Origin of the sequence: Paracoccus seriniphilus (assembly GCF_028553745.1) — a bacterium.
GTDB classification, from domain to species: Bacteria; Pseudomonadota; Alphaproteobacteria; order Rhodobacterales; family Rhodobacteraceae; genus Paracoccus; species Paracoccus seriniphilus.
In genome coordinates this window covers 1,802,785-1,824,588 of sequence record NZ_CP067129.1, presented here as the reverse complement: position 1 = coordinate 1,824,588, position 21,804 = coordinate 1,802,785, and the positions used below count along the sequence as shown (strand labels likewise).

The following is a 21,804-nucleotide window of genomic DNA, read 5'->3' as shown; positions in this document are numbered from 1 at the left end:
ATCCGGTATTTATGCGGCGGTGGCGGCGCTTGAAAGCAATATGTTCAAACAGTATTCTTCCCGGATGCCACTAATTGCCGCTGCGCGTTCCCAACCGCGCGCGAGCAGGGAGCCAATATCGTGATACAAATGCCCGAGCCGGATACGGCGGTGCTGGCGAACAGGGCCGGGATCATCGCTGCCTTGCGTCAGGCGGCACCGGATGCCGTCATTGATGATCCCGCCGAGACCCGCGTCTATGAATGTGATGCGCTGTCGGCCTATCGCTGTGCACCCCTGGCCGTTGTCCTGCCGCGCAGCACCGAAGAGGTTTCGGTGGTTCTGGCCACCTGTCACCGCCTTGGCGTGCCTGTCGTGCCGCGCGGGGCCGGCACCAGCCTTGCGGGCGGATCCATGCCCACCGCCGATGCCGTCGTGATCGGACTGGCCCGGATGAACAAGGTGCTGGAAATCGCGCCCGAGGACCGTCTGGTGCGGGTGCAGACCGGGCGCACCAATCTGTCGGTCACAACGGCGGTCGAGGGCCAGGGGTTCTTCTTTGCACCCGATCCCTCCAGCCAGCTGGCCTGCGCCATAGGCGGCAATATCGCCATGAATTCCGGCGGTGCCCATTGTCTGAAATATGGCGTCACCACCAATAATCTGCTGGGGGTCAGGCTGGTGCTGATGGATGGCACCATCGTTGATCTGGGCGGGCCATCCGGCGAGGGGCCTTCGCTGGATCTGCTGGGCGTGGTCTGTGGCGCGGAAGGCCAGCTGGGCATCGTGACCGAGGCGACTTTGCGTATTCTGCCCAAACCCGCGGGCGCGCGCCCGGTTCTGGTGGCATTCGACAGCAGCGAAACTGCCGGAGCCTGCGTGGCCGCGATCATTCGCTCGGGCGTTCTGCCGGTGGCGATCGAATTCATGGATGGTCCCTGCATTGCCGCGACCGAGGCCCATTCCGGCGCAGGCTATCCCGATTGCGAGGCACTGCTGATCATCGAGGTCGAGGGCAGCGATCCCGAGATTGACGAGCAACTTGGGCTTATTCGCGCCGTGGCGCAGTCATTCGATCCCATCGAGTTCCGCGAAAGCCAGAGCGAGGACGAATCCCGCCGGATCTGGCTGGGGCGCAAATCGGCCTTTGGGGCGATGGGGCAGCTTGGCGATTACATCTGTCTGGATGGAACCATTCCGGTGTCCTCCCTGCCTGTCGTTCTGGCCGAAATCGGCGTGCTGTCCAAAAGATACGGGCTGGCCGTCGCGAATGTCTTTCATGCCGGTGACGGCAATATGCATCCGCTGATCCTCTATGATGCCAATACGCCGGGCGAGCTGGACAAGGCCGAGGCTCTGGGCGCGGATATCCTGCGCCTCTGTGTCAGGGCGGGTGGATGCCTCACCGGCGAACATGGCGTCGGTATCGAAAAGCGGGACCTGATGCGCGAGCAATATTCCTCTGCCGATCTCGAGGCCCAGATGCGCGTCAAGGATGTCTTTGATCCGGGCTGGTTGTTGAATGCGGCCAAGGTCTTCCCCCTTGATCTTTCGGCGGAACGCAAGCGCGTTGCGCGCCTGGGGGTACATCATGCGTCCTGAAAGTGAAGCAGAACTGGCCGCGCTGATCCGGCAGGCCGAACGCCCCCTGTCGATCACCGGCGGCGCGACCCGTCATCAGCCGGGCGAAGGCCAGGGCCTGCGTCTGGACATGACTGGTCTGCAGGGGGTGACGCTGTTTGAACCCGCCGCGCTGACCTTGGTGGTGCGTGCCGGAACTTCTCTGGCCAGTGTCGAAAAGATGCTGGCGGACGAGGGACAGATGCTGGGCTTTGAACCGGCCTGCCATCCCGGATCGACCATAGGTGGTGTCTTTGCGACCAACAGCTCTGGCCCTCGACGCATTCAGCTGGGCGCGGCGCGGGATGCGCTGCTTGGTGTGCGTTTCGTGGATGGCAATGGCGAGATCATCAGCAATGGCGGGCGGGTGATGAAGAATGTCACCGGCTATGATCTGGTGAAGCTGATGGCTGGCAGTCGGGGCAGATTGGGTGCCCTGACCGAACTCAGCCTGCGCACGGCGCCTGTTCCACCGGCAAGCTGCACTCTGACGCTGCCCGCATTGGATGCCATCGGGGCGATCGCGGCGCTGACCACCGCGCTTGGAAGCCCGCTGGATGTCAGCGGGGCCGGTTGGCTGCCCGGGGCCGGCGCGTTGCTGCGTATCGAAGGGCTGTCGGGTTCGGTGCAGACCCGCGCGGCCGAACTGACCCGGCTCTTGTCCGGTTTCGGCGAGGTGCATGTTCTGGACAGCGATCCATGGCAGCAGCTTCGCAACGGGCCGCAGAATGGCGAAGGCGATCTGTGGCGGATCGTCTGCCGCCCCAGCGAGGCTCCGGCGTTGTTGGCCGCCTTGCCTGCGCCGGAAATGATGGATTGGGGTGGGGGATTGATCCTGCTGCGTCTGCCCGCAGGTGAACTGCCAGAACTGCCGAAATTCTGGGGTCATGCGCGGCGCGTTTCGGGTGCAGCCCCTGCCGTTCTGCCCGCCCCTGATCCGGTCACGGCGCGACTGGAGGCAGGGCTGCGGCAGCGTTTCGATCCGCGTGGCATTTTTGCAGGAGCCGAGTGATGCAAACCAATTTCACCGAACTGCAATTGCAGGATCCTGCCATCGCGCAATCGAACAAGATCCTGCGCAGCTGCGTTCATTGCGGCTTCTGCACCGCGACATGCCCGACCTATCAGGTTCTGGGCGATGAATTGGACAGCCCGCGTGGGCGGATCTATCTGATCAAGGACATGCTGGAGGCCGGACGTCCGGCGGATGAAAAGACCGTCAAGCATATCGACCGTTGCCTGTCCTGCCTGTCCTGCATGACCACCTGTCCTTCCGGCGTGGATTACATGCATCTGATCGACCATGCCCGGGTGCATATCGAAAAGACCTATCGCCGGCCCTGGCACGATCGGGCGCTGCGATGGGCGCTGAAAGGCATCATTCCCCATGCCGGTCGCTTCCGTCTGGCCCTGCATGCCGCGCGGCTGGCCCGCCCGTTTCGTGCACTGCTGCCCGACAAGCGCTTGCGCGCCATGGTCGAAATGGCCCCGGCCTCGGTTCCCAGGGTCAGCGCAAATGACAAGGGGCAGCTTCTGCCCGCCACGGGGCCCCGCCGGGCGCGGGTTGCGCTGATGATCGGCTGTGCGCAGCGGGCGCTGAACACCGATATCAATGACGCGACCATCCGTTTGTTGCGGCGTGCAGGCTGTGACGTGGTCATCCCCGAGAAGTTCGGCTGCTGCGGTGCGCTGACCCTGCATATGGGCAAGGAATCACAGGCCAAGGCAAGCGCGCGCGACAGTATCGCCCGTTTGCTTGCCGCCGAGGCCGAGGCTCCGCTGGATGCCGTTATCATCAATACCTCGGGATGTGGCACCACGATCAAGGACTATGGTCACCTGTTCCAGCATGATGACATCGCCGAGGACGCTGCACGGGTGTCGGCGCTGGCGCAGGATGTGACCGAGTTTCTGGAACGCCATGCCCTGCCCGAAGTGACCCGGCCTGGTGCGCATCGCGTCGCCTATCATTCGGCCTGCTCGCTGCAGCATGGGCAACGGATCAGATCGACACCGAAATCGCTGTTGACCCATGCCGGTTTCACGGTGGTCGAACCCGAAGATCCGCATCTGTGCTGTGGTTCGGCGGGCACCTATAACCTGCTGCAGCCGGAATTGTCGCAAGAGCTGCGCGCGCGCAAGGTTGCAACTCTGGAAGGGACCACACCCGAAATCATCGCCGCCGGGAATATCGGCTGCATGATGCAGATCGGAGGGGCGACGGCGTTGCCGGTCGTTCATACGGTGGAATTGCTGGACTGGGCGACCGGAGGGCCGCGACCGCGCGGATTGGAGAAACCGAACTGATTTTTGCGCAGGGTGATGTCTTGAACCCGAAAAAGCGATGCCTAAATCAATGATACCGGCGGCCGCAATGGCGCCGGTTCAGGCCCGCCCGATGATCGGGGGGCACCAGGAACATCGCTTATGGAAGGATGTGAACCCATGCGTAATTTTGACCTGACCCCGCTTTACCGTGCGTCTGTCGGCTTTGATCGTCTGGCCGATGTTGTTGATCGCGCCATGACGGCCGATCTGGCCGCGCCGACCTATCCGCCCTACAATATCGAAAAGACCGGCGAGGACAGCTATCGCATCTCGATTGCCGTGGCCGGTTTCTCGGCTGATGACCTGACCGTGGAAATGCGCGATGGTGCCGTGGTCGTCTCTGCCCGCAAGGCCGAGGAAGACGAAAACCGCACCTATTTGCACCGTGGCATCGCCACCCGCGCCTTTGAGCGCAAATTCACTCTGGCCGACCATGTCCGGGTCGAAGGTGCCAGCCATTCCGACGGCATGTTGCATATCGATCTGATCCGCGAAGTGCCCGAGGCACTCAAGCCGCGCCGTATCGAGATCGCCAAGACCGCACCGCGCGTCGAAAAGCTGGATTCCTGAATCCTGAACTGAAGGCGGGGTCCGGGGGCATCAGTTCCCGGGCCTTTTCCATGCGGGTTTCTCATGCAGGAATGCCGTTGGCGCGAAGGTCAGACGATGGTCACAACTTGCGCCGCGCATTCAGTGCGGCACTGATCGTGCCGTCATCCAGATAATCCAGCTCGCCGCCAATGGGCACGCCATGAGCCAGCCCGGTCACTGCAACGCCCATGTCGTTCAGGATATCGGCAATGTAATGGGCGGTCGTCTGGCCATCCACGGTGGCGTTCAATGCCAGGATGACCTCTCGCACATTCTGGTTCTCGATCCGCTCAAGCAGGGCGGGGATGCCCAGATCCTCGGGCCCGATTTCATCCAGGGCCGACAGCGTGCCGCCCAGAACGTGATAGCGCCCGCGAAAGCTGTTGCCTCGTTCCAACGCCCAAAGATCGGCGACATCTTCAACGACGCAGATTTCACCGGTGTCGCGACGCGGATCACTGCATATGGCACATTGATCGCTGTCGGTGATGTTCCCGCAGGTCAGACATTCGCGCGAATTGGTGGCGACACGATCCAGCAGCTGCGCCAGCTGTGTCATCTGTCCGCTGCGCTTGCGGATCAGTTGCAGCACGATGCGCCGGGCCGAGCGTGGCCCCAGCCCGGGCAGGCGCCCCATCAGCGTGATCAGCGCCTGTATGTCATCGCTGCCTTCGGCCATTGCCTCAGAACGGCAGTTTCATGTCTGCGGGCAGCCCCAGTTCCTGGGTGATCCGGGCCATTTCGGACTGCATCTTGTCCTGCGCACGGCGCTGTGCATCCTTGATCGCGGCAAGGATCAGATCCTCGACGACCTCTTTTTCGGTAGGCTGGAAGATCGAGGGATCAATCTCAAGGCCGGTCAGCTCGCCCTTGGCGGTCGCGGTGGCCTTGATCAGTCCGGCACCGGATTCCCCGGTGACGGTCAGCTTGTCCATGTCTTCCTGCAGTTGCTGCATGCGATCCTGCATGTCCTTGGCGGCTTTCACCATCTTGGACATGTCGCCCAGCCCGCCCAATCCTTTGAACATCTACTCAGTCCTCATCTTCGAAGGGATCCCATTCCTCGACTTCCGCGACGGGCCCCTGTGTTGCATCATGCGGGTTGGCCGCACCTTCGGCGACCGTTTCCTCGGCGATCGTTGTGTCATGTGTGATGCGCGTGACATTTTTCAATGTGGCACCGGGAAAAGCCGCCATCACCTGCTGGACGATCGGCAGTTCCATCGCCCGTTTGCGCGCCTTGGCGTTTTCGGCCTCTCGCGTTTCGGCAATCGTCGGGGCACCACCGCTGTTGGTGACCGTGACGGCCCATCGCTGACCGCCACACCAGCCCCGCAACCGCTCGGCCAGACGTTGCGCCAGATCGACCGGCGGATTGCCTCGGGGTTCGAACTCGATCCGCCCCGGACTGTATCTGGCCAGCGCCACATGGTTTTCGACCTGCACCAGCAACAGCATGTCACCCATGCGCCGGATCAGGTCCAGAACCGAGGCAAAATCGGGAAAGGCGGCAAAGGCATCCGGGGAAACCGCCAGCGCCGTGGCTGCGCCCGAGGGCTGCACCACCGCGCGTGGCGGCACGGCGCGGCGCGCCTGGGGCGCATTTCCTGCCGTGCCCGCAGGCGTGTTCCGGCGCGAAAAATCACCCGCCGCCTGTGATTGCTGTACCTTGCGGATCAGGGCGTCCGGGTCGGGCAGATCGGCCGCATGGGTCAGACGGATGATCGCCATTTCCGCCGCCATCATCGCATTGGGCGCGGCAGAGACCTCTTCCAGAGCCTTCAGCAGCATCTGCCACATGCGCGTCAGCACCCGCATCGCCAGACGGTCGGCCAGTTCCTTGCCGCGCGTCCGTTCATCCGGGGCGACGGTCGGATCCTCGATGGCATCGGGCGTGATCTTGACCACGGAAACCCAATGGGTGATCTCGGCCAGATCGCGCAGGACCGCAATGGGATCGGCTCCATCGGCATATTGTGCCTGCAGTTCGGTCAGGGCCGCCGCCGCATCGCCACGCAGCACCATCTCGAACAGGTCCAGCACCCGGCCACGGTCGGCAAGCCCCAGCATCGCGCGGACCTGCTCGGCGGTGGTTTCGCCTGCGCCATGGCTGATCGCCTGATCCAGCAGCGAAGTGGCGTCGCGGGCCGAACCCTCGGCGGCGCGGGTAATCAGCGCCAGCGCGTCCGGTGCGATCTGCGCGCCCTCGCTCCTGGCGATTCGCGTCAGCATGTCGATCATCACCTCGGGCTCGATCCGGCGCAGGTCGAACCTTTGACAGCGCGACAGCACGGTGACGGGAACCTTGCGGATCTCGGTGGTGGCAAAGATGAATTTTACATGGGGAGGCGGCTCCTCCAGCGTCTTGAGCAGCGCGTTGAAAGCGCTGGTCGACAGCATGTGAACTTCGTCGATGATATAAATCTTGTAGCGGGCGCTGGCGGCACGGTAATGCACCGACTCGATGATCTCGCGAATGTCGCCGACACCGGTGCGCGAGGCCGCGTCCATTTCCATCACATCGACATGACGGCCTTCGCTGATCGCCACGCAATGTTCGCAGACACCGCAGGGTTCGGTCGTCGGGCTGCCATTGCCGTCGGGGCCGATGCAGTTCATGCCCTTGGCGATGATCCGCGCCGTGGTCGTTTTCCCGGTCCCGCGAATCCCGGTCATGATGAAGGCCTGTGCGATCCGGTCGGCGGCAAAGGCATTCTTCAGCGTCCGCACCATCGCATCCTGACCGACCAGATCAGCAAAGGTTTCCGGCCGGTATTTCCGGGCCAGCACCTGATAATTTTGTTCGTTATCGCTCATCCACCACCCGATCTTGCCGCGACACTCTAGCCTTGCCGCCAGCGGGCGACAACCGATTCACGGTTCCTGGAATTTCATTGTGAAATCTGATCGCTTGGCAGATGCATGGCCCTGAATTTCTCCCATGCCTCGTTCAGGCTGCGGGTCCGGGCCTCGGCCAGACGCACGGCTTCAGGCGGCAGGCCGCGGGCAATGGCGCGGTCCGGATGCGCCTCGAGAACCAGCTCGCGCCAGCGTTTGCGCGCCTCGGGCAGCGGCGTGTCCGGTGCCACGCCCAGCATCTGGCAGGGAGGGCAGCCCGCATGCGGATCGTGGCGGTTGCGGATCGCCAGAATGCGTGCCGGTGACATGCCGAAGATCCGGCCGACCTCCTCGATGAAGGCAATCTCGGATTCATGCATTTCGCCATCGGCAAGGGCAATGATGCACAGCCCTTCGATCACATCGTCCAGAACCGGATCACCGGGAGGGAACATGGCTGCGATCCGGCGCGCCCAGGCGTCGAATCCGGCCACATCCTGACGCGCCAGATCAAAGACCCGGGCGGCATTCTTTTCCTCGGCACGGGGAATGATGAACACCCGGCGGAAGGCCGCCACCTCGGATCGTGCTACAAAGCCGTCGGCCTTGGCCAGCTTGGCCCCCAGCGCAATGATCGCGATGGTAAAGGCGACCGAGCGTTCCGGCGGCGTCGCGCTGCGCTGGTTGCCCAGCAAGGCGGCCAGACGGTCGGCAATGCGCTGCCAGAAGCTGCGTGGCTTTGGCAGATTTGGGCAGGGCGGGTGTTGCGCGGTCGTATCCATGGCTGCACAATATCCGGCTTTGCTGCGGGACGGTAGGGCGAACGGAGATTCGCCCGCCCCTGTCGGCTGGGCCGGCCTAGCCGCGATGCGCGCCTTCTGCCAGCTTCCTGACGAAATCTACGATTTCCGGAACCGGGCGCTTTTCGCCGATCATCTTGACGATGGCCGAGCCCACCACGCAGCCATCCGCGATCGAGGCGATGCTTTCGGCGGCCTCGGGCGTCGAGATGCCGAAGCCGACCACGACGGGCAGATTGGCGGCGGCCTGGATGCGGGCCACTTCCGGGGCCACATCAGCGGCATTTGCCGCCGCGCCGCCGGTGATGCCCGTCACGCTGACATAATACAGGAAGCCGCTGGTATTGGCGATGACGGCGGGCAGGCGGCGATCATCCGTGGTCGGGGTGGCAAGGCGGATAAAGTTCAGCCCGGCCTGATTGGCGGGAACGCACAGCTCGTCATCCTCTTCGGGCGGCAGATCTACCACGATCAACCCGTCAACGCCTGCCTCAACGGCGTCGCTGAGGAATTTTGTCACGCCCCCGGGGCGTGCATAGATCGGGTTGTAATATCCCATCAGCACGATTGGGGTCTTCGGGTCATCCTTGCGGAAGGCCCGCACCATATCCAGGGTGCGCGTCACGCTGCCACCGACCGCAAGCGCGCGCTGGCCCGCAGCCTGAATCGTCGGGCCATCTGCCATCGGATCGGTGAAGGGCATCCCCAATTCGATAACATCGACCCCGGCGTCCGGCAGGGCGCGCATGATTTCAAGCGCGGTCGCGTCGTCGGGATCGCTTGCCATCATATAGGCAACGAAAGCCTTTTTGCCCTGTGATTTCAGTGCCGCGAATGTGTCATCGATTCTGGTCATGGCCCGTCCCTGAAGTGCTTGCCCCCAGCACTAGCCCCGTTCCGCGGCTTTCGCAATCCGCTGCGCAGGCTGGACTTGCGCGGCGCAGATGCCTAAGTAACCGCGAAATTCAGGAAAAGGTGCATCAATGGGCTTTCGCATGGGAATCGTCGGGTTGCCGAATGTCGGGAAATCCACGCTGTTCAACGCGCTGACGAAAACTGCCGCCGCGCAGGCCGCAAACTTTCCCTTCTGCACGATCGAGCCGAATGTCGGCGAGGTTGCGGTGCCGGATCCTCGTCTGGACAAGCTGGCTGCAATTGCCGGGTCGAAGCAGACCATCCCGACACGGATCACCTTTGTCGATATCGCGGGTCTGGTCAAAGGTGCCAGCAAGGGCGAAGGTCTGGGCAACCAGTTCCTGGCCAATATCCGCGAAGTGGATGCCATCGCCCATGTGCTGCGCTGTTTCGAAGACGGCGATGTGACCCATGTCGAAGGCCGCGTGGATCCCCTGGCCGATGCCGAGGTGATCGAGACCGAGTTGATGATCGCCGATATGGAATCGATCGAGCGTCGGCTGGCGAACCTGCAGCGCAAGCTGAAAGGCAATGACAAGGAGGCTCAGGATCAGGACCGGCTGCTGAAGCAGGCGCTGACCGCGCTGGAGGCGGGCCGCCCCGCTCGCAGCATCGAGGTTGCGCCGGATGATCTCAAGGCGTGGAACATGCTGCAACTGCTGACCGCCAAGCCGGTGCTTTTCGTCTGCAACGTTGCCGAGGACGAGGCCGCCAAGGGTAACGCCCTGTCCGACAAGGTTGCACAGATGGCCGAGGCGCAGGGCGCAGGGCATGTCGTCATTTCGGCGCGGATCGAAGAAGAGATCAGCCAGCTGGAAAGCGATGAAGCCGAGATGTTCCTGACCGAGATGGGACTGGACGAGGCCGGTCTGGACCGACTGATCCGCGCGGGCTACGACCTGCTGGGGCTGAAGACCTATTTCACCATCGGTCCGAAAGAGGCGCGGGCCTGGACGATCACCAAGGGCACTCTGGCCCCCCAGGCCGCCGGGGTCATTCACGGTGATTTCGAGAAAGGCTTCATCCGCGCCGAGACGATCGCCTATGACGACTATATTGCCGGCAATGGCGAGGCTGGCGCGCGCGATGCCGGCAAGCTGAGGGTCGAGGGAAAATCCTACGAAGTGGCGGATGGCGACGTGCTGCACTTCCTGTTCAACGCCTGAAGAGCCTCATCCGCAACAGTTTTTCCGCCCGCCATGCGACGTCATGGCGGGCTGTTTCCGGTGAGCTTCAGACGGAGGAAAGGAAAATTCCCGCTGTTTTGCAGCAAAAAAACAATTGCTTGCCCGGTGTTTCCCATATCCGCGAAAAAGCACTTGTCAGTCTTTGGCAAGCTGAATATACGGATCAGCGGAGACGTGGCCGAGTGGTCGAAGGCACACCCCTGCTAAGGGTGCAGGCCCGAAAGGGTCTCGAGGGTTCGAATCCCTTCGTCTCCGCCACTTATCTTTCTGAAATCGCTCTCCCTATACGGACGCAGCCGGATTTTTCCGTTGTTTTCGAGGGTTATGCGGGAGGGGCTATTCACCACGCCCGGCGCGAGACGGCCGAAATCGGTCTCTCAGGGCCGAAATTCTCTGAACCTGTTGCCTGCGCCGGTTTGGTGAATTTTTCGCAAGTAATTGATCGGGCTCGGAAAATATGTAGCGCGACCTGAACACTTCGATTGCGGTGGCAACACCGGAAAAGCGACCGGCACCGGACGTTCGCCAACAAGTGCATGCCCGGCGTGAACCCTAATGTTCGCTCCGGGCTGCTCCTCTTTCCGGCAATTTCGCCCCTGGCGACGTCAATCGGTAGCCTTCTCAAAACCAAGTGGTAGCGGCGTGATTCCAAGCTCTTTCAGATACCTATTATGCGTCGCGGCCGCCGAACTGATTTGCGTCTGGAGATCCGAGAGGTGTTTATGCACACTGACAAGATCGACCTCTTCCTCGGGCTCAGCAGTACTGACGTATCGAGAGATGTTGAGGTTGAAATCATGCTCTTTTTCAATCTCGTCGAGACTCACGACTCGCGAATAGCGGTCCTCTTCTTTCCTGTGCTGATAGGTTTCTACGATTTTGTTGATATGCTCCTGCAGCAGCGTGTTTTGCCGTTTTCCCGGTTGGTAGTGCTCGGCCGCATTGATGAAGAGAACGTCATCGGTCCGCTTGCATTTCTTCAGCACCAGGATGCACACCGGAATTCCGGTCGAGTAGAACAGCTTGGCCGGCAGGCCGATGACCGTGTCAATGTTCCCGTCCTTCAGAAGCTTGGTGCGAATCTTCTTCTCTGCCCCACCCCTGAACAGCACACCGTGCGGCAGAATGATCGCCATGGTTCCGTCCTTCGCGAGGAAGTGGAATCCGTGCAAAAGAAAGGCGAAGTCGGCCGCTGATTTCGGCGCGAGCCCGTAGACCTTGAAGCGGAAGTCCTTCGCCATCTCCTCGCTCGGCTCCCAGCGCAGGGGCTGGGTGCGACGGGCCATGCCCTGTCGCGACATCTGCACGATGCCGGGGCGGAACTGGTCGTGGCGGATGTCAACAACGACGCGGTGCGTCGCGCGGTTGCGGAATTCGGGGCGACGGCGGTTGAGCCAGACTGCATCCATACGGCAGATGTCGATGTATTCGCACCTTGTGCCCTTGGTGCCGGATTGAACGATCAAACGATCCCCGAGATCAAGGCCAGGGCCATTTGCGGGCTTGCCAATAACCAACTGGCCGAAGCCCGGCACGGCGAAATGCTGCGCCAGGCAGGAATTGCCTATGTGCCCGATTACGTGGTGAACGCGGGGGGGGGATGATGGGGGCCTCGACCGTGATTTTTTCCCAGCCATCGCGCGAAGCGTCGATCAGGCAGATCGAAGGGTTGCAGGGCAAGATCAAGGAGATCCTGACCCGTGCGCTGCGTGAGCGAAAACCAAGTTCCGAGATCGCGGATGCGATGGCACGTGAACGGATCAATTCCGAGGGGAAATGCTGATGCCCGCCTATGTCGTGTCGATGATGTCGATCCATGATGTCGAAACATACAGGAAATATGCCGACCGCACCCCGCCTCTTGTCAGGAAACATGGTGGCAGGTTCCTGACCCGGGGCGAAGCCTTCACCTGTGTCGAGGGGAATGACTATGACGGGCGTCTGGTGATCCTTGAATTTCCGTCCAGGGCAGATGTCGAGGCGTGGTTCAATGACCCCGAGTATCAGGAGGCCATGGTCTTTCGACAGGCTGCTTCGACCATGCATTACCTGCTGTTGCAGGAAGGAGGCCAGAATACCGAAGACCCTGATCCGAAACTCTAGCGCAGCCAGGGAAATGGCCGTCTTTGCAACCCGTCCGCAGTCCAGCACGCAGGGAAAGCTGTCATGGCTCATGCAATCGTAATCAGGGAATATGGTGGATCAGAGGTGCTGATCTGCGAGGAGGTCACGGTCGGTGAGCCAGGTGCCGGTCAACTGCGCATTCGGCATACCGGGATCGGGGTGAACTTCCATGATGTCTATGTGCGCTCGGGCCTTTACAAGACGCTGACCTTGCCGGGAGTTCCGGGGTGTGAAGCGACGGGTGTCGTGGAAGCTGTCGGCCCCGAGGTTTCCGGCTTTCAGGTCGGGGATCGGGTCGCCTATGTGACGGGACGCTATGGGGCCTATGCCTCGCACAGGCTTCTGTCTGCGGACCTGGCCGTGCCGATGCCCCCGGGCGTAGGGGATGCGGCACCGGCTTCGAACCTGTTGCGTGCGATGACCGTGGAAATGCTGACCGGGCCTGTATGCAGGATCCGTCCCGGCATGAGCGTCTTGGTGCATGCGGCAGCCGGGGGTGTCGGGCGCATGCTGTGTCAGGCTCTTTCAAATCTTGGGGCGAGCGTGATCGGAACCGTCGGAACGGCCGAAAAGGCCGAAATAGCCAGGGCCAATGGCTGTACCCATACCATTCTTTACCGCCAGCAGGATTTCACCAGGGCCGTGGCTGACATCACCAATGGCCGGGGTGTTGATGTCGTCTATGACTCGGTGGGGGCTGACACGTTCAAGGGGTCGGTCGAAACTCTGGGGTACTGTGGCCACCTGGTGAATTTCGGTCAATCATCCGGGCCAATCGAACCAGTCTTGATGAGCACGCTTGCGGCCAGGTCGCTGACCCTGTCCCGGCCCATCCTGTTTCATTACCTGCGCGACCCCATCCAATATCGTGCAATGGCCGAAAATGCCTTGCAAAAATTCGCATCCGGTCGCTTGCAACCACCGGAGCCGACGCCTGTGCCGCTTGCCGATGCGCAAAGGGCGCATGACATTCTGGAGGGTATGGCAGGTGGGGGCGCGCTTCTGCTCGTTCCCTGAGCACGAATACGAAGTCGATCCTGGATCGAATGCGGCAGCGAGAAGGCAGGTCTTGAGCCCTGTTCTGCTGCAAGGCATCAGGTTGCCGATGGGGGGCTGGCCGGATTTCTCCGGCCAGATGTCGCTTCATTCACCGGGAACGCCCATCAGGTCCGGCTCCTTGTGGTGATGATGCTCTTTCACTGGGCGCATGAAGAAGTTGGCGAAAAAGGCCACGACCAACAATGCCGCCATGCAATACATGGTGGTGTTGTAAAGGCTGGGCGTCGGGTCCACCGTGCCGGCCGGGGCGATTTCCATCAGGCGCGCGATGGTGACCGTATGGGCATCCACCAGGGCCTGCAACTGCGAGATCGGCGCACCAAAGGTATCTTCAAAGACCGCGGGATCGACCCGTCCGGCCAGATCATTGATCGCGCTGGTGACCGACACCTGGCGCAGCGAGGTGATGGCCAGCGGTCCCAGAACGCCTGCCGTCGACCATGCGGTCAGCAGACGGCCGTGGATGCCACCGACATGCATGGTGCCGAACATGTCGGCCAGATAGGCCGGGATCGTCGAGAAACCGCCACCATACATCGAGAAGATGATCATCGTCGCGACATAGAAGCCGATCAGGTAGAACATCGACGGAGAGTTGGCGCCCGCCGTGGCAAAATAGGGGATCGACAGATACAGCGCCGTGCCCAGCACGAAGAAGCACATATAGGTCGTCTTGCGCCCGATGTAATCCGAGGTCGAGGCCCAGAAGAACCGGCCCAGCATGTTGAAGACCGAGATCATCAGGACATAGGTCGAGGCAAACCCGGCGGTGACGACAAGCGGCATCATGGTGCCGAAGATCTCGCTCATCATGGTCTTTGCCACGCCGATCACGCCGATCCCGGCGGTCACGTTCAGGCACAACATCAGCCACAGCTGCCAGAACTGCGGCGTCTTCAGCGCCTGGTCGATGTCGACATTGTTCTGCGAGACGAGGCCCGAGGATGCGGGTTTGGGTTGCCAGCCTTCGGGTTTCCAGTCCGGGGCCGGGACGCGATACTGGAAGGCCGCGATCATCATCACGATGAAATAGACGATACCAAGCGTCATGAAGGTGGCCGCGGCGCCGGTATTTCCGGTGCCAACCACATAGACGCCCGCCTGACCGCCCAGCTCGGCCGCCTGCGAGGCGGTCGCAATGACCACTTCGACCTGGCCTGCCGCTGTTTCCGCAAAGATGCGGCCATTCTGGATGGTCGTGGAGACGGCCTCTTGCGTGCCCAGATATTCCGGGGCGCGCTCATAGATGTTCAGCAGCCAGCCCTTGACCGGGGCCGCGATCATCGCGCCACCGCCAAAGCCCATGATGGCCATGCCGGTCGCCATGCCGCGCCGGTCGGGGAACCACCGCAGCAGCGTCGAAACAGGCGAGACATAGCCAAGACCCAGGCCGCAGCCGCCCAGCACGCCGTAACCCAGATAGATTAGCCAGAGCTGGTGGCTGGAAATGCCAAGCGAGCCGATGATGAAACCGCCGCCCCACAGGAAGGCGGCAGCGACCCCGACCATTCTGGGGCCGACCTCTTCCAGCCATTTCCCCGCGAAGGCGGCGGAAAGACCAAGGAAGACGATCGCCACCGAAAAGATCCAGACGACCGAGCTGAGGCTCCAGTCGCCTGCAGCCGGAGAGACCACGCCAAGCTGGCGCGTGAGCGCCGGGTTGAATACCGACCATGCATAGACCGAGCCGATGCACAGGTGAATTGCGATGGATGCCGGCGGAACCCGCCAGCGGTTATAGCCGGGTTCGGCGACGATATTGCTCTTGTGCAGAAAGCCGAGCGCGCCGCCACCTTGGGCGTCATTCATTTGGTTGTCCTCCCTCTCTCGTCAGACCTGGGCGGCGTGCCTCCACCCGAGGCGCGCGACCCGTCAAACCGGCATGCGGCGGCATGCCACATCGAGTTTTGGGCAGGAGAATGTAGTTCTGTCAAATATATTATCGTTTTAAATCAATATGATATATGGACATTCTGATCCGGTATCTGCCTGCTTTGGGGTTGGTTCGGGACATTTTGTCCTCGCGGCGGGCAAGGGGGCTGGCAAAGCGGGACATTCTGTCCGTTTCAATTCAAATCGGTTGCGGGCAGGAAAATCACGAAGCGGCTGCCCTGTCCGGGTTCCGACGTCACGGTAATACGCCCACCGGCGCGACTCACCAATGTCTGGCTGATCGACAACCCCAGACCGGTGCCCACGGCATGTTTGGTGGTGAAGAAGGGATCAAAGATCCGACGCAGCGTGTCGGGGGGAATGCCTGTCCCATTGTCCTCGACGATGATTTCCACGCCTTGCGGCGCATTCTGCACCACAAGCTGCAGCTGGCCACCCTCGGGCATGGCATGGACCGCGTTCAGGATCAGGTTGACGATCACCTGCTGCAATTCGGTGCGCGCCATCAGCACCTTTCGCGCCGAGCTGAAATCCGTCTGTGCCTCGATGCCGTTGGCTTCGGTCTGGTGACGGGTCAAGAGCAGGCAGTCACGCACCACCTCGGCGGGTGAAATGACATTGGCAGCACCGGAATATTCGTTGGGGCGTGCGAATTGCAGCAGCTTCGATACGATGGATCCGATGCGATAGACCTGATCGTCGATCAGCCGGAATTCGGTGTCCACAGTGCTGGCATTTTCGCCCAGGAGGCTGCGCGCGACCTCAAGGTTGCCCTGAATCACTGCAATCGGATTGTTGATCTCATGCGCGACCGAGGCGGTGATTTCCCCGACGGCCGCCAGCTTTTCCGACATGATCAGGCGCTCGGTCGTTTTCTCAAGCTTGCGATTGGCGATACGCAGATCGGCGGTTCGTTCCTCGACCTTTTGTTCAAGGCTGTTGGCCCAGTCGCGCAACTGGCGGTCACGCTCCTGTATCTGGTCAAGCAGGTCGTCCAGATGGCTGGCCACCTGCGCGATTTCCCCGGCATCGCCAGTATCGCCGTTGCGGGCCTGCCAGTCCCCGGCTTCGACCCTTGCGATGGTCTGGGTCATGCGTTCCAGCGGCAGAAAGATCCGCCCGGCCCATCTGAGGAAGATCGGCACCGAGGCAGCCGCGATCAGCAGGAAGACCAGCGTGATCGTCAGCACCGACATTATCTTGGCCTGCCGGAAAGGGGTTTCCAGAAAGCCGACGTACAGCATGCCGACCCGATTGCCAAAGCTGTCGACAATGGGTTCATAGGCCGAGATATACCAGTCATTCACCACAAAGGCCCGGTCAAGCCAGGTTCGCCCCTGGTCCAGCACCCGCGCGCGCACCGCAGCCGAGACCCGTGTGCCCAGAGCGCGGACATTTTCGAACAGCCGCACATTGGTCGAGATGCGCACATCTTCAAGGAACAGCGTTGCGGTACCCTTGCTGCCCTCGGGCAGGCTTTGCTCGCGATAGACCAGCGCATTGATCGTATCGATGAAATCCAGATTGCCGTTCAGCAGTCGTCCCCCCACCAGTGCCGCTCGACGTCCGTCGGGCAAAAGGACCGGGGCGGCGGAATGGATGATCATGCCCCGATCCTCGACCTCGCGATCGGTTGGTGTGGCCGCGACCGTCGGCACCAGATGCGTCGCCGCGCGATCTGACAGTCCCGGCACAAGCTGGTCCATTTCCGGTGCCGACAGAATGTCGATGGCGCTTTCGGTTGCACCGCTCAGGGCGGATTGCACCACCGGCCATCTGACCGGTTCAAAGCCGCCGGGGCCGTGATCACCGGTTGTCAGATAGAGGAAATCCAGTTGCAACGCATCTCGCCGCTCTTCCAGCAGCCCCGCCAGTGCATCCTGCTGATCCAGCGCGTCGCGCAGCGTGACCGAGCGGGCGATGGCATCCAGCCGTTCGCCCGACAGTTCCATCAGCCGCGCCAGATATTGATCGGCAATGGTCAGATCGCCATTCACCTTGGTGATCAGGATGTCGTCGACCTTGCCCGACCATCGCCACATGGTGCTGCCCAGCATCAGGGGCAAGAGTACCAGCATCGGCAATAGCGCGATGACCAGAAGCCGCATCCGGACCGACTGCAGGAAACGCGGTACGCGCGTCATGGATCAAAGGCCCCACGCCGCGCATTTGCGGTCAATGGTCTTGCGCGAGACCCCAAGCCGGCGCGCGGCCTCGGTCCGGTTGCCGCCCACGGCTTCCAGGGCGCGCAGGATCTGGCGGCGTTCCATCTGGTCAAGGGGTTCGATGGGTGCGGCGCTGGCAGATTTGCCGCCAAGTGTCTCGAGGGGGAAATGCCCGAAGATCAGCGAGCGCTCGATGAAATTGCGCAGTTCGCGGATATTGCCGGGCCAGTCGTGGCGCAGCATCGCGGCCCGCACCGGCGGGTCGATCTCCAGTCGCGTCAGGCCAAGGCGCTGCGACAGGTCGTTCAGATACATCTCGGCCAGTTCCAGCACATCGGTGCCGCGATGCGCCAGTGGTGGCATCTGGATGTTCAGGACATCTATGCGAAAGAACAGATCAGCACGAAAACGGCCCTCGGCGACCTCCTGTTCGAGTGATTTCGATGTGGCCAGAATGAAACGCGCGTCCAGTTGCAGGCTGCGCTCGGTGCCCACTGGTCGTACCAGCCCATCCTCCAGAACCCGCAACAGGGCCGATTGCGCAGGCGCGTCCAGTTCCGCGACCTCGTCGATGAAGACAGTACCCCCCTGGGCCGAGACCAGCAGACCTTCGCGCGCGGTGGTCGCGCCGGGGTGGATGCCCGCGGCATGGCCGTAGAGTTCGACCTCGATCATGTCACTGGGGATGGTTGCGCAGTTGATCGGTACGAATGGATGGCGTGCCCGTGCCGAGGCAGCGTGCAGATGCCGCGCGGCAACCTCTTTGCCCGAGCCGGAAGGCCCGGTGATCAGCAATGGCGTATCGACATCCTTGACCCGGTCCAGCGTGTCCCGGATGGCGCTGATCTCGGGGGATGTTCCCAACAGCCTGTTCCGCTGGCGCCGTCCCAGATCGGACTGGTCCAGTTCGTGGCGCAACAGGCGGTTTTCCCGGCGCAGCATGGCTGTCTGCTGGCAGCGGCGCAGGGCGTTCAGCAGTTGATTGCTGCGAAAGGGCTTGAGAAGGAAATCCGACGCGCCGGCCCGCATGGCGGCAATGGCGGTTTCCAGATCGGCATAGGCGGTCACCATGATCACATCGGTGACGCCGCCCTTGGTGTTCTGTTCGGCCAGCCAGTCCAGGCCCTTGCGCCCCGGCATCACATTGTCCAGCAACATGATGTCGAAATGCCGTGCGGACAGCTGCGCCGCCGCCTCGTCGGTATTGGCGGCTTCCACGACGGTCCTGCAATGGGGCGCCAGAGTCTTGACCAGAAAGTTGCGCATTCCCGGTTCATCATCCACGACCAGAATACTGGCCTGGGCCAGCGCCTCGGTCAGGTGACCGTCTTGGCGGATGTCTGCCTCCTCCACCAGAGCCTCCCTCTCTCGCGGTTTGGATTGCATCATGGCGAAAGCAGCGCGGGCGTCTAGGGACAATTTCCTTCCCCGCGCGCCGTCTCTCCGGCAAAAGCCGGTTGCCCGCGGAACGCGGAACATGAGACTAGATGGCAGACAGTTTGCGCGTCCCGCCCATGGACGTGACGCGATCGATCAGGAGGGACGAAAGATGAAACATTGGCACTGCGCTGGGCTGGTCGGCGCGATGATCCTGGCGGCCGGGGTGGCCGGGGCAGAGACGCGGCTGACCTATAAATCGGCAAAGACCGGCACATCCTATTACCAGATGGGTGTAGAACTGTCCGAGGCGGTCAAGGCCGCGACGGATGGCGATATCACCATGACGGTCGAGGAAAGCCAGGGGTCGGTTCAGAACGTGATGGAGGTGCGCGGACGCGGAGGCGACTATGTCTTTACCGGACCTCCTTCACTGGTGGGGGCCGCACAGGCCGGGACGGGGCCTTTCGAGGGCAAGGGCAATCCGAAGTTCGAGAACATCCGTGCCTTGTTCCCGATCCCTTCGTTGACCATGCATTTCGTGCTGGCGGGGAATGAGGGGACGACGACTCTGGACGCACTGGAGGGCAAGAAGATCCTTTTGGGCAAGGGCAGTTTCGGGGCAACCGAAGGCGCGAAATATCTGGATCTGTTCGGACTGACCGACAAGATCACGGTTGCAGATGCCGAACTGTCGAATGCCGGTGACGCGTTGACGAACGGGCAGATTGACGGCTTTGTCACGGCGGGCAGCTATCCTGCACCCAATGTCGTCGAGGCGGCTGCCAGCGAAGGTGTGCGTGTCCTTTCGTTGAGTGATGAACAGATCGCCCAGACGGGACGGGACAAGGTGGTCATCCCCGCCGATGTCTATCCGGGGCAGGCGGGCGACATCACCACCACGGGTCTGACGGTTGTGGCCTTTGCCTCGACCGAAATGGATGATGACACCGCCTATGAACTGACCAAGGCATTCTGGTCGCAACGCGACAGGATGGCCGAGACTGCGCCCTGGTGGGCAGGTGTGAATACCGATCAGGTGGCCGGAATCGGGGCGCTGCATCCGGGTGCGGCACGTTATTATGAAGAGATCGGAGTGGCGACGCCTCAATGACGATGACTTCGATGTCCAGAACGCGGCGGCTGGCAATGCTGGCCGCCGCGATCCTTTTGGTCGGCTTCCATCTGGGGCTGGTCTTTTCGGGGATCGTGCCGAATCTGGTTGCGCGTCCACTGCATCTGGCGCTGATCCTGCCCTGGGTGTTCTTTTTTGCCACGCCGCGCGGGCGGGTTGCAGGGCTGTTTGGAATGCTGTTGGGCGCGGCGGGCATTGCGGCCGCGATATGGATCGCGCTGAACGCGGACCGACTGGCCGATCAATACGGCTTTGTCGAAACGTGGTTCCAATATGTTGTCGGGGCGGTGCTGCTTCTGTCAGTTCTTGAGGCTGCACGCCGGGCGATCGGCTGGCCCTTGCCACTGATAGCCGCCATCGGATTGCTCTATGCGGGGTTCGGTCAATATGTGCCCGGAGAATTCGGCCATGCCGTCCTGCCCGCCGCAAGCCTGATGGGCACGCTGACTCTGGCCGAGGGTGGAATATTCGGCCAACTGGCGGGGGTGTCAGTCGGCGTTGTCGCCATCTTCGTCATCTTCGGCGCGGTGCTGAATGCCGGTGAGGCGGGGCAGGGCTTCATGAACCTGTCTGCCGCTGCCGCCGGTCGGCTGCGGGGCGGGGCCGGGAAGGTCTCGGTCGTTGCCTCGGCACTCTTCGGTTCGATCTCGGGCTCGGCTTCGGCAAATGTCGCCTCGACAGGGGCCGTGACCATTCCGGCGATGATCCGCCTGGGCTATCCGCGGCGCATTGCGGCGGCAGTCGAGGCGGTTGCCTCATCCGGTGGCCAGATCATGCCGCCGCTGATGGGGGCAGGAGCCTTCGTCATGGTCGAGCTGACCGGCACGCCCTATACACAGATCATCTTTGCAGCCTTGCTGCCGGCGCTGCTCTATTTCGTCGTGGTCTGGTTCGGGATCGATGCCTATGCCCGTCGATTCAATCTGGGGGCCTTGCCGGCCGATCAGCGCCCGTCCCTGCAGGAAGTGGCGATCACATCCGCCTTTTTCGCGGTGCCTTTCGCTGTCTTGTTGGGTGGCATGTTCTGGATCGGCTATACGCCGCAGTATTCGGCGGCCCTGGCCATTATTTCCGGATCGCTGCTGTTGCTGTTCGGGGCGGACATGCGCATGGACCTGGCGCGGGCCCTGACGCGGGCCGAGACCGCGCTGATCGGGGCCGCGCGGCAGGTTGCCATGATCGCCTCGATCATTCTGTGCGCGTCGATCATTGTAGGCGTCCTGGCGATGACCGGGCTTGGCGTGAAGATCACCTCGCTGATTCTTTCCGCGTCGAACGGTCAGATCTGGCCGACGCTGATCCTGACCGCGCTGGCCTGTCTGGTGCTGGGCATGGAGGTGCCGACAACTGCAGCCTATGTGATCTGCATCTCGGTTGCAGGACCGGCGCTGACATCGTTGGGGCTGGAACCCTTGCAGGCCCATCTGTTCGTCTTCTGGTTCGCACTGTTGTCGACGATCACTCCGCCGGTTTGCGGGGCGGTCTTCATCGCGGCGGGGATGGCCCAGGAAAACTGGCTGCGCGTCGCCGCAACCGCCATGGCGCTGGGCGTGGGGCTGTATCTCATCCCGATTGGCATGGTGGCACAGCCCGATCTGATCCGTCTGGCCGATGCGCCAGTGCCCGCGGTGATTGCAGCCTTGCTGGTGGGTGGAGGATGCCTGATCATCGCCTATGGGCTGATCTCGGTGCAAAGCCTGTGGAAATCGGCGCTCGCCCTCATCCTTGGACTTGGCATCATCTACGGTCTTCCGGCGTTGATATAGCGACCGGCAGAGCATGGTGCAGATTGC

General features: G+C 62.0%; 20 protein-coding genes and 1 tRNA gene. 12 read left to right on the top strand and 9 right to left on the bottom strand.

Features of this window, described 5'->3' with window-relative positions; genetic code table 11:
• The first annotated feature begins 129 nt into the window (after positions 1-129).
• The 4 genes from JHW44_RS08895 to JHW44_RS08880 all read left to right on the top strand — a co-directional run bounded on the left by JHW44_RS08895 (position 130) and on the right by JHW44_RS08880 (position 4,497).
• Positions 130-1,581 (top strand): FAD-binding oxidoreductase, encoded by a 1,452-nt coding sequence (locus JHW44_RS08895; protein WP_419182517.1) that lies wholly within the window; start codon positions 130-132, stop codon positions 1,579-1,581.
• On the top strand, positions 1,571-2,611 hold the full coding sequence (locus tag JHW44_RS08890; RefSeq protein ID WP_089344735.1) for an FAD-binding protein: 1,041 nt from the start codon (positions 1,571-1,573) through the stop codon (positions 2,609-2,611). Before JHW44_RS08895 ends, JHW44_RS08890 begins: the two co-directional genes overlap by 11 nt.
• Positions 2,611-3,906, top strand: a complete 1,296-nt coding sequence (gene glcF / locus JHW44_RS08885) for a glycolate oxidase subunit GlcF (RefSeq protein WP_089344736.1) — start codon at positions 2,611-2,613, stop codon at positions 3,904-3,906. Before JHW44_RS08890 ends, glcF begins: the two co-directional genes overlap by 1 nt.
• Before the next feature lie 138 nt (positions 3,907-4,044).
• Positions 4,045-4,497, top strand: a complete 453-nt coding sequence (locus JHW44_RS08880; protein ID WP_089344737.1) for an Hsp20 family protein — start codon at positions 4,045-4,047, stop codon at positions 4,495-4,497.
• A 100-nt stretch (positions 4,498-4,597) separates the two neighbouring features.
• Here the strand turns inward: JHW44_RS08880 and recR are convergent, their stop codons facing one another.
• The 5 genes from recR to trpA all read right to left on the bottom strand — a co-directional run bounded on the left by recR (position 4,598) and on the right by trpA (position 9,012).
• On the bottom strand, positions 4,598-5,197 hold the full coding sequence (recR, locus tag JHW44_RS08875; protein ID WP_089344738.1) for a recombination mediator RecR: 600 nt from the start codon (positions 5,195-5,197) through the stop codon (positions 4,598-4,600).
• Positions 5,198-5,201: 4 nt separating this feature from the next.
• Positions 5,202-5,546 carry a YbaB/EbfC family nucleoid-associated protein gene (locus JHW44_RS08870; RefSeq protein ID WP_089344739.1) on the bottom strand — a complete coding sequence of 115 codons (345 nt, stop codon included), beginning with the start codon at positions 5,544-5,546 and terminating at the stop codon, positions 5,202-5,204.
• Positions 5,547-5,550: 4 nt separating this feature from the next.
• The gene (locus tag JHW44_RS08865) at positions 5,551-7,335 is read right to left on the bottom strand and encodes a DNA polymerase III subunit gamma/tau (RefSeq protein ID WP_089344740.1); all 1,785 of its coding nucleotides are present in this window, start codon (positions 7,333-7,335) and stop codon (positions 5,551-5,553) included.
• A gap of 74 nt (positions 7,336-7,409) precedes the next feature.
• Positions 7,410-8,138, bottom strand: a complete 729-nt coding sequence (locus JHW44_RS08860; RefSeq protein ID WP_089344741.1) for a molecular chaperone DjiA — start codon at positions 8,136-8,138, stop codon at positions 7,410-7,412.
• A 76-nt stretch (positions 8,139-8,214) separates the two neighbouring features.
• The gene (trpA, locus tag JHW44_RS08855) at positions 8,215-9,012 is read right to left on the bottom strand and encodes a tryptophan synthase subunit alpha (RefSeq protein WP_089344742.1); all 798 of its coding nucleotides are present in this window, start codon (positions 9,010-9,012) and stop codon (positions 8,215-8,217) included.
• Positions 9,013-9,139: 127 nt separating this feature from the next.
• On the opposite strand from trpA, the gene ychF reads away from it, so the two are divergent.
• Both ychF and JHW44_RS08845 read left to right on the top strand, forming a co-directional pair.
• The gene (gene ychF, locus JHW44_RS08850) at positions 9,140-10,237 is read left to right on the top strand and encodes a redox-regulated ATPase YchF (protein ID WP_089344743.1); all 1,098 of its coding nucleotides are present in this window, start codon (positions 9,140-9,142) and stop codon (positions 10,235-10,237) included.
• Between the two features lie 189 nt (positions 10,238-10,426).
• Positions 10,427-10,516: transfer RNA gene (locus JHW44_RS08845), tRNA-Ser, on the top strand.
• A gap of 347 nt (positions 10,517-10,863) precedes the next feature.
• Here the strand turns inward: JHW44_RS08845 and JHW44_RS08840 are convergent.
• Positions 10,864-11,724, bottom strand: a complete 861-nt coding sequence (locus JHW44_RS08840; RefSeq protein ID WP_272850265.1) for an N-6 DNA methylase — start codon at positions 11,722-11,724, stop codon at positions 10,864-10,866.
• Here JHW44_RS08840 and JHW44_RS08835 point away from each other — a divergent pair.
• The 4 genes from JHW44_RS08835 to JHW44_RS08820 all read left to right on the top strand — a co-directional run bounded on the left by JHW44_RS08835 (position 11,611) and on the right by JHW44_RS08820 (position 13,399).
• Positions 11,611-11,862, top strand: coding sequence for a Rossmann-fold NAD(P)-binding domain-containing protein (locus JHW44_RS08835; protein WP_218822542.1), 252 nt, complete (start codon positions 11,611-11,613; stop codon positions 11,860-11,862). The genes JHW44_RS08840 and JHW44_RS08835 overlap by 114 nt on opposite strands.
• Positions 11,863-11,876: 14 nt before the next feature.
• The gene (locus JHW44_RS08830; RefSeq protein WP_272850264.1) at positions 11,877-12,041 is read left to right on the top strand and encodes a hypothetical protein; all 165 of its coding nucleotides are present in this window, start codon (positions 11,877-11,879) and stop codon (positions 12,039-12,041) included.
• Complete coding sequence (locus JHW44_RS08825; protein ID WP_179217645.1) at positions 12,041-12,361, top strand: DUF1330 domain-containing protein; 321 nt, start codon at positions 12,041-12,043, stop codon at positions 12,359-12,361. Before JHW44_RS08830 ends, JHW44_RS08825 begins: the two co-directional genes overlap by 1 nt.
• 63 nt (positions 12,362-12,424) lie before the next feature.
• A complete protein-coding gene (locus JHW44_RS08820; RefSeq protein ID WP_089343320.1) occupies positions 12,425-13,399 on the top strand; it encodes a quinone oxidoreductase family protein in 975 nt (324 codons plus the stop codon).
• 126 nt (positions 13,400-13,525) lie between these two features.
• Here the strand turns inward: JHW44_RS08820 and JHW44_RS08815 are convergent, their stop codons facing one another.
• The 3 genes from JHW44_RS08815 to JHW44_RS08805 all read right to left on the bottom strand — a co-directional run bounded on the left by JHW44_RS08815 (position 13,526) and on the right by JHW44_RS08805 (position 18,852).
• Positions 13,526-15,250, bottom strand: coding sequence for an OFA family MFS transporter (locus JHW44_RS08815; protein ID WP_089343321.1), 1,725 nt, complete (start codon positions 15,248-15,250; stop codon positions 13,526-13,528).
• 257 nt (positions 15,251-15,507) lie between these two features.
• Complete coding sequence (locus JHW44_RS08810; RefSeq protein ID WP_089343322.1) at positions 15,508-17,478, bottom strand: sensor histidine kinase; 1,971 nt, start codon at positions 17,476-17,478, stop codon at positions 15,508-15,510.
• Positions 17,479-17,481: 3 nt separating this feature from the next.
• A complete protein-coding gene (locus JHW44_RS08805; protein ID WP_336385700.1) occupies positions 17,482-18,852 on the bottom strand; it encodes a sigma-54-dependent transcriptional regulator in 1,371 nt (456 codons plus the stop codon).
• A gap of 196 nt (positions 18,853-19,048) precedes the next feature.
• On the opposite strand from JHW44_RS08805, the gene JHW44_RS08800 reads away from it, so the two are divergent.
• Entirely contained in the window at positions 19,049-19,990 is a 942-nt protein-coding gene (locus JHW44_RS08800) for a TAXI family TRAP transporter solute-binding subunit (protein ID WP_089343323.1), read from the top strand.
• The gene (locus JHW44_RS08795) at positions 19,987-21,777 is read left to right on the top strand and encodes a TRAP transporter permease (RefSeq protein ID WP_336385699.1); all 1,791 of its coding nucleotides are present in this window, start codon (positions 19,987-19,989) and stop codon (positions 21,775-21,777) included. The genes JHW44_RS08800 and JHW44_RS08795 overlap by 4 nt, the downstream gene beginning before the upstream one ends.
• Positions 21,778-21,804 lie beyond the last annotated feature (27 nt).

Bases quoted from the DNA above. Each gene is read 5' to 3' on its own strand.
- JHW44_RS08895 (WP_419182517.1), top strand. From the start codon at position 130: ATGCCCGAGCCGGATACGGCGGTGCTGGCGAACAGGGCCGGGATCATC.
- JHW44_RS08890 (WP_089344735.1), top strand. From the start codon at position 1,571: ATGCGTCCTGAAAGTGAAGCAGAACTGGCCGCGCTGATCCGGCAGGCC.
- glcF (WP_089344736.1), top strand. From the start codon at position 2,611: ATGCAAACCAATTTCACCGAACTGCAATTGCAGGATCCTGCCATCGCG.
- JHW44_RS08880 (WP_089344737.1), top strand. From the start codon at position 4,045: ATGCGTAATTTTGACCTGACCCCGCTTTACCGTGCGTCTGTCGGCTTT.
- recR (WP_089344738.1), bottom strand. From the start codon at position 5,197: ATGGCCGAAGGCAGCGATGACATACAGGCGCTGATCACGCTGATGGGG.
- JHW44_RS08870 (WP_089344739.1), bottom strand. From the start codon at position 5,546: ATGTTCAAAGGATTGGGCGGGCTGGGCGACATGTCCAAGATGGTGAAA.
- JHW44_RS08865 (WP_089344740.1), bottom strand. From the start codon at position 7,335: ATGAGCGATAACGAACAAAATTATCAGGTGCTGGCCCGGAAATACCGG.
- JHW44_RS08860 (WP_089344741.1), bottom strand. From the start codon at position 8,138: ATGGATACGACCGCGCAACACCCGCCCTGCCCAAATCTGCCAAAGCCA.
- trpA (WP_089344742.1), bottom strand. From the start codon at position 9,012: ATGACCAGAATCGATGACACATTCGCGGCACTGAAATCACAGGGCAAA.
- ychF (WP_089344743.1), top strand. From the start codon at position 9,140: ATGGGCTTTCGCATGGGAATCGTCGGGTTGCCGAATGTCGGGAAATCC.
- JHW44_RS08825 (WP_179217645.1), top strand. From the start codon at position 12,041: ATGCCCGCCTATGTCGTGTCGATGATGTCGATCCATGATGTCGAAACA.
- JHW44_RS08820 (WP_089343320.1), top strand. From the start codon at position 12,425: ATGGCTCATGCAATCGTAATCAGGGAATATGGTGGATCAGAGGTGCTG.
- JHW44_RS08815 (WP_089343321.1), bottom strand. From the start codon at position 15,250: ATGAATGACGCCCAAGGTGGCGGCGCGCTCGGCTTTCTGCACAAGAGC.
- JHW44_RS08810 (WP_089343322.1), bottom strand. From the start codon at position 17,478: ATGACGCGCGTACCGCGTTTCCTGCAGTCGGTCCGGATGCGGCTTCTG.
- JHW44_RS08800 (WP_089343323.1), top strand. From the start codon at position 19,049: ATGAAACATTGGCACTGCGCTGGGCTGGTCGGCGCGATGATCCTGGCG.
- JHW44_RS08795 (WP_336385699.1), top strand. From the start codon at position 19,987: ATGACGATGACTTCGATGTCCAGAACGCGGCGGCTGGCAATGCTGGCC.